16 protein-coding genes are annotated in these 11,891 nt (G+C 71.3%); 9 read left to right on the top strand and 7 right to left on the bottom strand.

Annotated elements, in window-relative coordinates; translation table 11 throughout:
- Positions 1–18 precede the first annotated feature (18 nt).
- A complete protein-coding gene (locus BGO45_RS07620; protein ID WP_076494864.1) occupies positions 19–999 on the bottom strand; it encodes an ABC transporter substrate-binding protein in 981 nt (326 codons plus the stop codon).
- A gap of 238 nt (positions 1,000–1,237) precedes the next feature.
- On the opposite strand from BGO45_RS07620, the gene BGO45_RS07625 reads away from it, so the two are divergent.
- Positions 1,238–1,798, top strand: a complete 561-nt coding sequence (locus BGO45_RS07625) for a flavin reductase family protein (RefSeq protein WP_076494862.1) — start codon at positions 1,238–1,240, stop codon at positions 1,796–1,798.
- A 32-nt stretch (positions 1,799–1,830) separates the two neighbouring features.
- Here the strand turns inward: BGO45_RS07625 and BGO45_RS07630 are convergent, their stop codons facing one another.
- Positions 1,831–2,727, bottom strand: a complete 897-nt coding sequence (locus BGO45_RS07630) for a DUF808 domain-containing protein (protein ID WP_292692327.1) — start codon at positions 2,725–2,727, stop codon at positions 1,831–1,833.
- Between the two features lie 170 nt (positions 2,728–2,897).
- Here BGO45_RS07630 and BGO45_RS07635 point away from each other — a divergent pair, with 170 nt between their 5' ends.
- The 6 genes from BGO45_RS07635 (at position 2,898) to BGO45_RS07660 (ending at position 6,455) form a co-directional block, all read left to right on the top strand.
- Positions 2,898–3,881 (top strand): MauE/DoxX family redox-associated membrane protein, encoded by a 984-nt coding sequence (locus tag BGO45_RS07635; protein WP_292692329.1) that lies wholly within the window; start codon positions 2,898–2,900, stop codon positions 3,879–3,881.
- Between the two features lie 99 nt (positions 3,882–3,980).
- Positions 3,981–4,571 carry a molybdopterin-dependent oxidoreductase gene (locus BGO45_RS07640; RefSeq protein ID WP_292692331.1) on the top strand — a complete coding sequence of 197 codons (591 nt, stop codon included), beginning with the start codon at positions 3,981–3,983 and terminating at the stop codon, positions 4,569–4,571.
- Positions 4,568–5,308 (top strand): FAD-binding oxidoreductase, encoded by a 741-nt coding sequence (locus BGO45_RS07645; protein ID WP_292692333.1) that lies wholly within the window; start codon positions 4,568–4,570, stop codon positions 5,306–5,308. Before BGO45_RS07640 ends, BGO45_RS07645 begins: the two co-directional genes overlap by 4 nt.
- A complete protein-coding gene (locus BGO45_RS07650) occupies positions 5,308–5,568 on the top strand; it encodes a DUF6510 family protein (protein ID WP_292692335.1) in 261 nt (86 codons plus the stop codon). Before BGO45_RS07645 ends, BGO45_RS07650 begins: the two co-directional genes overlap by 1 nt.
- Before the next feature lie 84 nt (positions 5,569–5,652).
- Positions 5,653–6,078 (top strand): CrcB family protein, encoded by a 426-nt coding sequence (locus tag BGO45_RS07655; protein ID WP_292692337.1) that lies wholly within the window; start codon positions 5,653–5,655, stop codon positions 6,076–6,078.
- On the top strand, positions 6,075–6,455 hold the full coding sequence (locus BGO45_RS07660; RefSeq protein WP_292692339.1) for a CrcB family protein: 381 nt from the start codon (positions 6,075–6,077) through the stop codon (positions 6,453–6,455). Before BGO45_RS07655 ends, BGO45_RS07660 begins: the two co-directional genes overlap by 4 nt.
- A 19-nt stretch (positions 6,456–6,474) precedes the next feature.
- Here the strand turns inward: BGO45_RS07660 and BGO45_RS07665 are convergent, their stop codons facing one another.
- Positions 6,475–7,086: an alpha/beta hydrolase gene (locus BGO45_RS07665; protein ID WP_292692341.1), complete on the bottom strand. Its 612-nt coding sequence runs from the start codon at positions 7,084–7,086 to the stop codon at positions 6,475–6,477.
- A 182-nt stretch (positions 7,087–7,268) separates the two neighbouring features.
- Here BGO45_RS07665 and BGO45_RS07670 point away from each other — a divergent pair, with 182 nt between their 5' ends.
- Together BGO45_RS07670 and BGO45_RS07675 are read left to right on the top strand one after the other, a co-directional pair.
- The gene (locus BGO45_RS07670) at positions 7,269–8,432 is read left to right on the top strand and encodes a helix-turn-helix domain-containing protein (protein ID WP_292692343.1); all 1,164 of its coding nucleotides are present in this window, start codon (positions 7,269–7,271) and stop codon (positions 8,430–8,432) included.
- A complete protein-coding gene (locus BGO45_RS07675) occupies positions 8,429–9,274 on the top strand; it encodes an alpha/beta hydrolase (protein WP_292692345.1) in 846 nt (281 codons plus the stop codon). Before BGO45_RS07670 ends, BGO45_RS07675 begins: the two co-directional genes overlap by 4 nt.
- Before the next feature lie 11 nt (positions 9,275–9,285).
- Here BGO45_RS07675 and BGO45_RS07680 read toward each other — a convergent pair whose 3' ends face one another.
- The 4 genes from BGO45_RS07680 to BGO45_RS07695 all read right to left on the bottom strand — a co-directional run bounded on the left by BGO45_RS07680 (position 9,286) and on the right by BGO45_RS07695 (position 11,861).
- Positions 9,286–10,101: a family 1 encapsulin nanocompartment shell protein gene (locus BGO45_RS07680; RefSeq protein ID WP_292692347.1), complete on the bottom strand. Its 816-nt coding sequence runs from the start codon at positions 10,099–10,101 to the stop codon at positions 9,286–9,288.
- Positions 10,101–11,135, bottom strand: a complete 1,035-nt coding sequence (locus tag BGO45_RS07685) for a Dyp-type peroxidase (RefSeq protein WP_292692349.1) — start codon at positions 11,133–11,135, stop codon at positions 10,101–10,103. The genes BGO45_RS07680 and BGO45_RS07685 overlap by 1 nt, the downstream gene beginning before the upstream one ends.
- Positions 11,132–11,332, bottom strand: a complete 201-nt coding sequence (locus BGO45_RS07690; protein ID WP_292692351.1) for a hypothetical protein — start codon at positions 11,330–11,332, stop codon at positions 11,132–11,134. Before BGO45_RS07690 ends, BGO45_RS07685 begins: the two co-directional genes overlap by 4 nt.
- 142 nt (positions 11,333–11,474) lie before the next feature.
- Entirely contained in the window at positions 11,475–11,861 is a 387-nt protein-coding gene (locus BGO45_RS07695) for a nuclear transport factor 2 family protein (protein WP_139327501.1), read from the bottom strand.
- Between the last annotated feature and the right edge of the window lie 30 nt (positions 11,862–11,891).

An 11,891-nucleotide genomic window follows, 5' to 3' on the forward strand; every position in this document is an offset into this window, starting at 1 on the left:
CAGGCGTCCGTGGATGGATCAGTACTTGCGGTCGGGCAGAGCGGCCTTGGCCTGCTCCTGGTCGAACGCCTGGTCCTCGACGATGTACTGCTTGTCGACGGACTCGCCGGCGACGACCTTCTTGACGACCTCGGCGACCTTGTCGCCCAGGAGCGGGTTGCACTCGACGATGTAGTTGAACTCGCCGTCGGCCAGAGCCGTCATGCCGTCCTTGACCGCGTCGATCGTCACGATCTTGATGTCGGTGCCGGGCTTGAGGCCCGCCGCCTTGATCGCGTCGAGCGCGCCGAGGCCCATGTCGTCGTTGTGGGCGAACAGCAGGTTGATCTGCGAGCCGTACTTCTGGAGGAAGCCCTCCATGACGGTCTTGCCCTCGGCGCGGGTGAAGTTACCCGTCTGCGAGTCGAGCACCGTGATGTCGGTTCCCTTGATCGCGTCGTTGAAGCCGGTGGCGCGGTCGGTGGCGGCCGACGAACCCGTGGTGCCCTCGAGCACGACGAGGTTGGTCGGGGTCTTGCCGAAGTTCTCGGCGACCCACTTGCCGGCCGTCTCGCCCTCCTTCTTGAAGTCCAGACCGACCCAGCTGGCGTACAGGTCTTCCGATGCGGACACCGTGCGGTCTTCGAGGATCACCGGGATGTTGGCGTCCTTGGCTTCCTTCAGCACGTCGTCCCAGCCGTCGGTGACGATGGGGGCGAGCACGATGGCATCCACACCCTGGTTGATGAAGCTGCGGACGGCGGCGATCTGCGCCTCCGGCTTGTTGTCGGCCGCGTTGAAGATGAGGTTGAAGCCGTTGGCCTCGGAGAACGCCGTCTTCATCGACTCGGTGTTGGCGCTGCGCCATCCGCTCTCGGAACCGGTCTGCGCGAAGCCGACGGTGATGACCTTGTCGTCTCCGCCGCCACCGGCGGTCGAGCCGCCACCGGCGCAGCCGGCGGTGGTCAGAGCGATCGCGCCCACGAGCGCGAGTCCGGCGAGGGTCTTCTTCGCCTTCATGATGAAACCTCCTCGTTTCGCCGGCGGCGTCGCCGGTCCATGTGATGCAGCCGCTCGGGCGGGCTGACTTCTGAATGTTAGCGCTCACACTCAGCGCTCTGTCAAGAACGATTTGCAACGGAAACATCACGGAGAAGGCGATGTGAAGCCTCACAACACTGGGGTGCGGGCGGATCACGTGTGTCGCCGCGTTTCGGCGTCCGGCGCCGGGCCGCGCGCCGAGGGTTACCGTCGAGGTATGACTTCCCTGCCGCAGGAGCGATCCGAGAGCACGCCGACCATCGGCACGTCCGTCACGGCGGACGACTTCAAGCGCGCGTTCCGCGGCCACCCGGGCGGCATCGCCGTCATCACCGCGTACGGCGAGCACGGACCGGTCGCCCTCACCGCCTCATCCGTGTCGTCGGTCTCGGCCGAGCCGCCGCTGCTGATCTTCTCGGTCTCGAGCCTGTCGTCGGCGACCCCCACGATCGTGGCCGCGTCCACGATCGTCGTGCACCTGCTCGACGCCGAGGACATCGTCCTGGCCCGCGCCGGCGCCACGAGCGGACTCGACCGCTTCGCCGACACCTCGACCTGGTCACGCCTTCCCACGGGCGAGCCGGTGTACCACGGCGTCCGGGCATGGCTGCGGTGCGCCGTGGTCAGTCGGATGGATGCCGGCGGCTCGACCGTCATCGCCGCCCAGGCCCTGCAGGTCGACGTCGAGCGCGACCTCGAGCCGGGCGAGCCCGGCGCCGCGCTGGTCTACCACAACCGCACGTGGCACCGTCTGGGCGAGCACTCGCGCCTCGACTGACGCCGGGCCTCGGGCGGCCCCGCCGGCGGGGTTCAGTGCGCGGCGTCGGCCGGCTCGCCGCGGTGGAACACCCGACGGATGCCGGTGACGACGGCGACGATGACGAGGCCCAGGATCAGGCCGAACACCGCCGAGATCGCGGTGTCCACGATCCACACGACGACCGGGCCCGTGGCCTCGATCGCGTGCTCGACGGCGTGGAGCAGATCGGACGGGCCCGCCCAGAGGGTCTCGCCGAGGTTCTGCACCACCAGGTGACCGCCGACCCAGAGCATCGCGATCGTCCCGATCACGCTGATCACGCGGAAGACGGCGGGCATGGATGCCACCACCCGGGCGCCGAAGCGACGGACCCCGCGCGCGGGACTCTTCATGAACCGCAGTCCGATGTCGTCGATCTTCACCAGGAGTGCGACGGCGCCGTAGACCACGACCGTCATGGCGAGTCCGATGACCAGCAGCGCGCCGAGCGTCATCCAGATGCCGAAGCCGGGATCCAGGCTCGCGAGCGCGATGAGCATGATCTCGGTGCTGAGGATGAGGTCGGTGCGCACGGCTCCGAGCACCAGCTTGCGCTCGTCGCGAGGCCCGTCGTCGTCACCGTGACCGTGACCGACGCCGAACCACTCCAGCACCTTCTCCGCACCCTCGAAGCACAGGAACCCGCCTCCGAGGATCAGCAGGAACGGCAGCACCCCCGGCGCGAACGCCGTCAGCAGCAGCGCGATCGGGATGATGATGACGTACTTGTTGATGATGCTGCCGAGGGCGATCTTCCAGACCACCGGCAGCTCACGGGCGGGCGTGATGCCCTGCACGTACTGCGGCGTCACGGCCGCGTCGTCGATCACGACGCCCGCGGTCTTCGCGCTGGCTTTGAGTGCGGCGCTGAGGATGTCATCCACCACGGCGAGCAGACCGACGGACATGGGCGATTCTCCCTGGATGAGCGGCTGCCGCGGGAGCCGCGCGCAGTGACGGAGTCGTCACAGCGACACTATCGGCCCCCGCGAACGGCGGGCGCGCCGGCCGACTTCACCCGTCGGACGCCCGAGACCGCCGGCCGCACCGCTCGCCCCGAGGGTGAGACCCTGGGGCGATGCTCGGGCCGTTCAGCCTCCCCGTCCTCGCCCTCGCTGCCGTGTTCGCCGTCAGCGGCGTGGGCAAGCTCCTCGACCTCGACGCCGCGCCCGCGACACTGCGCGCGCTGCGCCTGTCGGGTCTCCCTCCGCGGACCGTCGTCGGTGCGGTCGCGGTCGTCGAACTCGTCCTCGCCGTCGGACTCCTCCTCGGGAGCGGAGTGGTCTCCGCCACCGCGAGCGGTGCCGCCCTCGCGCTGTCGATCGTCTTCCTCGCCGTCGGCGTGCGGGCGCAGACGCGCGCGTCGACCGAGGACTGCGGATGCTTCGGACGACTGGCATCCACTCCCGTGGGTCCTGCCCTGACGGCGCGCAACACGGCGATCGCCGTCCTCGCCGGACTCGCGGTGGTCGGCTCCCTCAGCGCACCGCTTGCGCCGGCGGTCGCCGCCCGACTCGCCCTGTCCCCTCTGCTCGGCGGCGTCCTGCTGCTCGGCGTCGCAGCCGTCGCCGTCATCGCGGCGACGCTCCGACCCGCAGGCGGACGCTCGGCGTCCCCCGCGGCCGCGGTGCCCGACGCCGCCCTCCTCACCCCGGACGGATCGGTCGTCGTCCCCCGTCAGCGCGCCCTGCGCGGGCGCGCGCAACTGCTGCTCTTCGTCCGACGGGGATGCTCGTCGTGCGAGAACCTCATCGACCGGATGCGATGGGACCGCGCCCCGCTCGAGACCTTGGTGGACGTCCGACTCATCGTGCCGGTCGGCGACGACATGCCCCTGAGCACGGCCGACGAGGGCCTGCACGTCGATCCGTCCGGGGAGTTCGCCAGGGCGCTCGGCATCACGGGCACCCGCCCGGTGGGGGTTCTGCTGACCACCACCGGCGAGATCCTGCAGCCGATCGCGGTCGGGGGCGACGAGACCGCCGCGCTGGTCGGCACGGTGCGCGCGGCTGCCGCGGACACCGGCGGTCCGCACGCCGACGGGACGTCTTCGACGAACTGACGGGTCGCGACGCCCCGGGATCCGACAATCGTCCCTGTCGCGCGGTCAGCGACCTGGCTAGGGTGAAACTCGCCCACGCCGGGGAGGAAAGAGGCATCCATGTCGTTCATCACTCGAGGATTCTCCGGACGCCGTTCCGAACGCGACCCGCGTCTTCCCCCGGGCCAGACCCTGGTGGGCGATTGGCCCGTGCTGTCGGCCGGTCCGACGCCCGAGATCGACGCCGACGAATGGGAGTTCGTCGTGCGCACCGAGAACGGCGACCACCGGTGGAACACCGCCGAGCTGCAGGCGCTCGGGATGGAGGACATCACCGTCGACATCCACTGCGTCACGCACTGGACCAAACTCGACATGCCGTGGCGCGGGGTGTCGCTGGACCGCATCTTCGACGAGGTCGAGACCGCCCACGACTACGTGATGGCGCACTCCTACGGCGGATACACGACGAACGTGCCGCTGGAGGACCTCCTCGACGGGAAGAGCTGGATCGCCTTCGAGGCCGACGGCGAACCCCTGACCCCCGAGCACGGTGGCCCCGCCCGGCTGCTCGTGCCGCACCTGTACTTCTGGAAGAGCGCCAAGTGGGTCCGCGGCCTCGTCACCATGCCCGATGACGACCCGGGGTTCTGGGAGCAGAACGGGTATCACCTGCACGGCGACCCGTGGCAGGAGGAACGGTACTGGTGACGCGCCGCCCGACCGCCTGGCACACCGCGACGGTCGCGGACATCCGCGCCGAGACCCCCACGGCGCAGCGCATCGCACTCGACGTCCCGACCTGGCCGGGGAACGACGCGGGGGCGCACCTCGATCTGCGTCTCACGGCACCGGACGGATATCAGGCGTCGCGGTCGTACTCGATCGCCTCGTCCGGAGACGGCACGCGCGTGCTGCTCGCGGTGGACGAAGTCCCCGACGGCGAGGTCTCGCCTTTTCTCGTGCACGATCTGCGGGTCGGCGACGAGATCGAGGTGCACGGACCGCTCGGGGCGTTCTTCGTGTGGACGCCGCCGACCGAGGCGTCGCCACGGCCCGTGCAACTGATCGCCGGCGGCTCCGGAGTCGTTCCGCTCTACGCGATGGCCCAGGCGCACGCCGCCGCCGGAGACCCGAGCGAGTTCCGTCTGCTGTACTCGGTGCGGACCCCGGGCGACCTCTTCTTCGCGGACGAGCTCGCGGCGCTCGCGGCGTCGGGCGCGATCGACCTCGACCTCGTCTACACGCGCGCCGCGCCTCCCGCGGCATCCACCCCGCCCGGCCGTCTGACGGCCGAGCGTCTGCGCGACGCGGTGCTCCCCGCCGCCCGCGCCCCGCGCGTCTACGTGTGCGGCCCGACCCCGTTCGTCGAAGCCGTGTCGCGCTGGCTCCTCGCCGCCGGGCACCGGCCCGGCGACATCCGCACCGAGCGATTCGGAGGCTCGTGATGGACGTTCTCGACGGCAACGCACTCGCCGGCCGGCTGACCGACCTCCTCGGATGGGATGCCACCGACTCGCTCATCCGCTGCCGATCCTGCGGCGACGGTGGGGCGGTGGCGCGGGTCGCCGTCTACGCCACCGCGATGGGGACCGTGGCACGCTGCCGCTCGTGCGACGCCGTGCTGATGACCCTGGTGGACGCGGTCGGCGGACGGTCCTGGTTCGGGATGCCGGGCATCGACGCGCTCGAGGTACGGCGGGCGTAGCAGCACGGCCCGTTGGACAGGCGTCGAGGATGTTCGCGTCGTCTGACGATGTACCCGGCGCGCGGGGACGGGGATCGTTCTCCCATGACGATCGACCACGCACACCCCCGCGGCGACGGTCCGGTGACCCGCGCTCTCCTCGTCTTCCTCGGCGGGGTCGCCGGGACGGTGATCCGTCTCGCGCTCGGTGCGCTCATCGTGGCCCCGGACGCCTCGCTGGTGACGACCGTGGCGGTCGATGTCACGGGCGCCGCTCTCCTGGGCGGACTGTACGGGATCACTCCCCCGGGCGACGGGCGCTCAGCCCGTCGTCGTCTGCTCCTGGGCACGGGGCTGCTCGGCGGGTACACCACCTACGGAACGCTCGTCGTCGGCGTCGACGGATTGGTCCTGGCCCGTGATCCCCTCGCGGGCGCCGCGGTGGCCCTCGTCACGGTCGCCCTCGGAGTGGGAGCCGCATTCGTGGGCGAGCACGTGGCGGTTCGCGTGCGGAAGCGGGCGCGGACGTGAGCACGGTCACGGTGATCCTCGCGTGCCTCGCCGGCGGCGCGGGCGCCGTACTGCGGTACGCGCTGGATGCCGTGGTGACCCGCCACGTCGGAGCAGGGCTGCCGTGGGGGACGCTCGTGGTGAACGTCTCGGGTGCTTTCGTCCTCGGCGCGGTGACCGGCGTCGCTCCCGCGCTTCCCGTGTCGGCCGCATCGGTGCTGGGGGCGGGGCTGCTCGGGGGGTACACCACGTTCAGCACCGCGAGTGTCCAGACCGCCGAGCTGATCACCCGCGGGCGCCGCGCCGCCGCGGTGGCATCCGCCCTCGGAATGCTGATCGCCGCCGTGCTGGCCGGCGGGGCCGGAATCGCCCTGGGTCGGATCGCGGCCGGATCCTGACCGCCGGGAGCGCGAGGGTTCAGAGCGGGGAGGCGGCGTCCGCGAAAGCCAGCAGGTCGCGGATCACGGCGTCGCGCTGCTCCGCGCTCAACGCCTCACGCACCCCCGGGTAGACCCGCAGCTGCGCGTTCGGCGACGCGATCGCCGCGCCCAGGGCCGTGTCGTTCACCGGGGACACCGGGTCGGTCTCGCTGTGGAGCACGAGGGTCGGCACCGTCACGTGACCGAGGTCGGTGGCGTAGTCGGCGGCGGGGGACGGGATCGACGCGGCCGGCAGCACGACCGGCGAACTGATCAGGGCGAGCCGGGAGATCACACCCGCCGGCGCGGTGCGCGCGGCGTGGGCGGCGACGGCACACCCGACGGTGTGGCCCACCAGGGTGGCATCCCGGACTCCGAGGGACGCCAGCAGAGCCAGAAGACGCCCGGTCGCGATCGTCGTCTCGGCGGGATCGGATGCCAGGTCGGCCACGTCGACCGCGACGACCCGGTGCCCCGCGGCCGCGTCGGCCGCGACCGCCGCGGCACTGCGGACTGCCTCGACGGACCCCAGCACCAGGACGATCGGGGGGCCCTCGCCCACCGTGAAGGAAGGAACGGTCCACCCATCGTCCAGTGTCGTCTCGATCATGTCCTCTCCCTCCCGGACGCGCGGGGCACCGCCCGGGTCGTCACAGGTTAGAGAGCGCCGGGATCGCCGCTCCCCGTCGTACGTCGAAGGGCTTTACATCATTCGTCGGACACGCCCGGGAGCGAGGGTGGTAAAACCCGACCCCTCCCCGGGGCGGGCGAGCCCGCCTACGCTCGCGGATCATGAAGCTGCAGGAGATCGTGGACGAGCTGGCCCGCACGCTCGGGCGCTCCGTGGTCGTGAACGACCTCGACTACACGCCCATCGCGGCGAGCGAGCAGGAGGACGACGTCGACGAGATGCGTCGCCGCGCCCTCCTCAAGCGCACGACCCCGCCCGAGGCGCGCGAGTACCTGGAAGGGCTCCACATCCGGCAGATCCGGCAGCCCACCAACGTTCCGATGGCGCCGTTCGGCGGTCAGGAACGCCTGGCGATCCCGATCCGCAGCGGCGATCAGACGATCGCGCTCCTCTGGCTCATCACCGGCGACAAACCGGTCCTCCGCAGCGTCGATTACGCGGCCATCGACGCGGCGTGCGAACTCATCCGGGTGCTCCTGGAGCAGGAGGCCGACCGCGACGGGGGCGAAGCGCGCGGCGTGATCGACGCGCTGCTCTCCTCCGACGACGCGACGGCCCGCCGCGCGTTCCGCGAGGCGGTCGACCGGCGCATGTTCGCGCCGGGTCCGGGCACGACGGTCCTGGCGTTGCGCATCGACGGCTCGGTCAGCGAGATGGACCGGCTGACCCTCGGCCGACGCCTCGCCACGACCCGGGCGCCGCGCGTGCTGTCGCTCGGGGTGCACCGCGGCCCGCTGCTGCTCGCCGCTCGCACGACCGACGTGGAGGCGGTCGCACAGGTCGTCTCCCACGAGCTCGCCGCGGCGGGGATCGCCCCGGCCCCGATCGGGACCGCCACGTTGGACGAAGCCGAGAGCGACCTGGTCGGGGCGGCCGACCGCGCCGTGATCGCGGCGCGCATCGTGTCGCGCGTGCCGTCGGTGGCCGGTATCGCCGACATCGCGGACCTCGGTTTCTGGGCGCTCATCGACAGCGTCGCGGCGGATCCCGAAGCCGTCCGCGTGTACTCGCCCGCCGCCTACGCGCTGTGCACCTCGGAGGATCCGACCCAGAGAGAGACCGTGGAGACCTATCTCGACGTCGGGGGGAACGTCCGGGTGGCGTGCGAGAAGCTGCACATCCACCGCACGACGTTGTACTACCGGCTCGACAACCTCCCCGACACCGTCAAGGAGGCGCTCGACGACGGACCGCGGCGCAGTGCGCTGCACATGAGCATGAAACTGTTCCAGTACCACCGCGCCGCGGCGGGGCTGCACGCATGAGGACGACGACGGCCCTGCGCCACCTCACGGACGACGGCGTCGCCCTCGCTTTCGACGACACCGGGGGCGACGGAGTGCCGCTCGTACTCCTGCACGGGTGGGGCCAGACGCGGGAGATGTTCCAGGGCCAGCGCACGATGGCGTCCGGCCGCCGCGTGATCACGCTCGATCTCCGAGGACACGGCGAATCCGCGAAGCCGGTGCACGGGTACCGGGTCGCGCGCCTGGCCCGCGACGTGCACGGCTTCATCACGGCACTGGACGTCGCCGAGGTCGACGTTCTGGGCTGGTCGATGGGGGCTTCGGTCCTGTGGTCGCTGATGGATCAGTTCGGCACCGACGGCCTCGGGCGCGCGATCTTCGTCGATCAACCCGCCGCGGTCGTGGCCGCGCCGTGGATCTCGGCGCGGGAGCGCGAGGAGACCGGCGCGATCCTGGATCCGGCCGGTCTGTACGCGTTGGCGGGGGCCATCCGCGATGACGCGACCGGGAAGGTCACGCGGGACTTCGTCCGCAGCATGTTCGGGCGGGAACCCGATCCGCAGCTGTGGGACTTCGTCTGTGCGGAGCTGCGGTCCGCACCCCGGGAGCAGGCTTCGACACTCCTGGTCGATCACGCCGGGCAGGACTGGCGTGATCTCCTCCCCCGGATCGACCTCCCTTCCCTCGTGATCGGCTGCGTGGGGAGCCACGTCACACCGACGTCGCAGCGCTACATCGCCGAGCGCATCCCCGGGGCACGACTGCATGTGTTCGACGGGAACACCGCGCACTCGCACTTCCCGTTCCTCGAGGACCCCGACGGCTTCAACACCGTGGTCGACGCGTTCCTGCGCCGCTGAGCGCGGACGGATCAGTCGTCGTCCGCGCCCGGGAGGAGCGCGATCGCCGCCTCCGGAGTCGCGATGCGGAAGCTGAAGGACTCCTCGAGGTACAGCTGCACCCGGTCCTCCGCGGACGCCAGGTACCCGAGCGCCACATCCTGGCCGACCTCGAGGAGGAAGTCGCCCCCGCGCAGGCTGATCACGACCGCGCCCTCGATTCCGGGTGTCCACACGACATCGCCGCCGAGGATCCGCTCGATGTGCCGCCGGAGCGGCTGGCCGCCGGCGTCGTTCCCGCCGAGGATCTCCACCCACTCGCGCGATCCGACGGCCATGCCGTACGGACCGCCGATCCCCGCGTCGCCGAGTCGACGGACGGCCTCGGCCGTGCGACGCGTCAGCCCCGCGGCATCCCCCGCCCCGTCGATCGGGGCGTGCGGCGAACTCGGTGCGATGCCCGCGAAGCCGACGGCGGGCCAGCCGGCGAGGATCGCGGTGTTCTCCCGCACGGCGAGCCGGTGCGCCGCCTCGTCGAGCGCGGAGAGGTCGGTGTCGACCGCGCCGCGCGCCGTGTCGTCGAGCTCGGACCGGGCGAGGACGAAGTCCGCGCGCACCTCGGTCAGCGCGAGCACGACGCGCTGCCGCGCGCGCAGTCCGGCGTCGTCGTCGCCGACCGGGCGGACGCGACCGGTGTTCGTCGAGGAGTGCTCCCATCCCCGCGGCCCGTCGAAGTCGACGAGGCGACGCGCGCCGAGAACGGGCTGCAGCCGCGTCCGGGCCTCGTCGTCCAGCGCGTTCCAGGTCTCGTCGGTGATCGGGGCGAGACGGCGAGTGAGGTGATCCATCAGTTCTCCTGGGGAAGCGGGGCGCGGTTCGCGCCGATACCGAGCGAAGGGGAGGAAGCCGCGACGACCGTCGCGGCGGGGACGGGCGCATCGCGGTCGTCTCCGAGGACGGCGAGCTGTGCCGCCGACGGGGCGAAGAAGGTGGAGCCGGTCAGCGCGACGGAGAAGTCGAGCAGGCGGTCGTGGATGCCGGGGGGATCCCCCACGAACATCCGCCGGAGCATCGTCTCGATGACCCACAGCGAACGCGCCTGGCCGAGGAAGTACGTGCCGAACTCGCCGTGGCCGGGGCGGCCGAACGGCATGTTGTCGCGCACGATGTCGTGCTCGACACCCGCATCGTCGACGATCGTCGCGAGCGTCTTGTGCGACTTCTGTCCCGAGGTGGCGTCGTCGAGCTCGACGTTGTCGGCTTTGGTCCGGCCCATGATGTGCTCCTGGACCTCGGCGGGCAACGCCTGCCACCGATCGAGGGGATGCCGGTACTTCTGCACCACGACATAGGTGCCCCCGGCGAAGGCGGGATCTTCATCGCCCACGAGCACGCTGTCGTCGGCGTCGTCTCCGACGGGATTCGCCGTGCCGTCGACGAAGCCGAGCAGGTCCCGCCGATCGAACGAGCGGAAACAGGACGTCTCGTCCTCGACCCGGATGCCGTCCCCGAGCGCCGCGACCAGGAGCCGTTCGAACTCGAAGCACAGGTCGGCGCGATCGCTGCGGATGTGGAAGAGGAGATCGCCGGGCGTGGCGACCGCGGTGTGCACGGCGCCGACCACCGGCGCGAACGGGTGCAGTTCGCGCGGCAGCGGACCACCCACGAGCGTCGGCCACACACGTGCCCCGATACCGACCGTGCACGACAGCCCGTCGGAGGGGTCACGGAATCGCACCGTCTGGACGAGTCCGCCGAGGTCGCGCAGCACGTCCCGGACGTCATCCACCGCGGACTCCTCCACGGTGACGACGAGGAAGATCGCGTGCCCCGTGAGCGGCGCGGTGAAGCGCTGCACGCCGTCCGGCAGCCCGCCCCTCACGGGCGTTCTCCCCCCGCGCGCGACCGCGCGGCGTCCACGTGCTCGAGGGCGGCCAGGATCGCGTCGAGGGCCAGCACGATGCTGTGGAGGGCCTGCCGATCCCCCGCGCCGTCGGACATCCGTTGCACGTCGTAGTTGGCGGCGCTGACGTGCCGGCGTGCCTCCGCGAGGTACCCGTCGAACTCGATCTCTCCCATGGAACCCCTCTCCCCCGGCGCGACCCGTCGCGACGGCCGCGGCCACGAACGTCTGCGACCGCAGGCTAGGCGTGCGGGGATGATCGCCGCTCCGACAGACGTCGAGAGACCCTTCGACGGTCGCGGCCGCCGCGAGCGCCGATCAGGCATAGGACTGCGTCCACTCCACGATCTGCATGTCGCGCAGCCGGAACTTCGCGAAGCTCTGCACCCGCGCCTCCTCGCCGGTGGGCAGCCGCAGGGACAGCGTCAGGTGGGCGAAGACCGTGGCGGGTCCGAATCCGAGGTCCTCGAGCTCGACCCCGAAGCGGGCGAAGCCGTGGCGGATCTCGCGCACGGCCCGGAGCACGCACTCCCTCCCGTCGATGCTGCGTCCCGGGGCCGTGACGAACACGACCTCGTCATGCAGGAACGGCCGGAGGTCGCTCCAGCACTGCTCGTCGAGCAGCTCGAGGAAGTCGCGGACGATGAGTTCGTGCTCGAGGTGCACGATGGCGGGCCCCGCGAGACGGGACAGTGAGTCGGTCATGGCATCCTCCAGATCGTCGATGACGACGAT

Source organism: Microbacterium sp. 71-36, assembly GCF_001898305.1.
Lineage (GTDB): Bacteria > Actinomycetota > Actinomycetes > Actinomycetales > Microbacteriaceae > Microbacterium.

What these genes read in the sequence shown, in the direction of transcription:
- BGO45_RS07620 (WP_076494864.1), bottom strand. Translation starts at nt 999, where the DNA reads ATGAAGGCGAAGAAGACCCTCGCCGGACTCGCGCTCGTGGGCGCGATC.
- BGO45_RS07625 (WP_076494862.1), top strand. Translation starts at nt 1,238, where the DNA reads ATGACTTCCCTGCCGCAGGAGCGATCCGAGAGCACGCCGACCATCGGC.
- BGO45_RS07630 (WP_292692327.1), bottom strand. Translation starts at nt 2,727, where the DNA reads ATGTCCGTCGGTCTGCTCGCCGTGGTGGATGACATCCTCAGCGCCGCA.
- BGO45_RS07635 (WP_292692329.1), top strand. Translation starts at nt 2,898, where the DNA reads ATGCTCGGGCCGTTCAGCCTCCCCGTCCTCGCCCTCGCTGCCGTGTTC.
- BGO45_RS07640 (WP_292692331.1), top strand. Translation starts at nt 3,981, where the DNA reads ATGTCGTTCATCACTCGAGGATTCTCCGGACGCCGTTCCGAACGCGAC.
- BGO45_RS07650 (WP_292692335.1), top strand. Translation starts at nt 5,308, where the DNA reads ATGGACGTTCTCGACGGCAACGCACTCGCCGGCCGGCTGACCGACCTC.
- BGO45_RS07655 (WP_292692337.1), top strand. Translation starts at nt 5,653, where the DNA reads ATGACGATCGACCACGCACACCCCCGCGGCGACGGTCCGGTGACCCGC.
- BGO45_RS07665 (WP_292692341.1), bottom strand. Translation starts at nt 7,086, where the DNA reads ATGATCGAGACGACACTGGACGATGGGTGGACCGTTCCTTCCTTCACG.
- BGO45_RS07670 (WP_292692343.1), top strand. Translation starts at nt 7,269, where the DNA reads ATGAAGCTGCAGGAGATCGTGGACGAGCTGGCCCGCACGCTCGGGCGC.
- BGO45_RS07675 (WP_292692345.1), top strand. Translation starts at nt 8,429, where the DNA reads ATGAGGACGACGACGGCCCTGCGCCACCTCACGGACGACGGCGTCGCC.
- BGO45_RS07680 (WP_292692347.1), bottom strand. Translation starts at nt 10,101, where the DNA reads ATGGATCACCTCACTCGCCGTCTCGCCCCGATCACCGACGAGACCTGG.
- BGO45_RS07690 (WP_292692351.1), bottom strand. Translation starts at nt 11,332, where the DNA reads ATGGGAGAGATCGAGTTCGACGGGTACCTCGCGGAGGCACGCCGGCAC.
- BGO45_RS07695 (WP_139327501.1), bottom strand. Translation starts at nt 11,861, where the DNA reads ATGACCGACTCACTGTCCCGTCTCGCGGGGCCCGCCATCGTGCACCTC.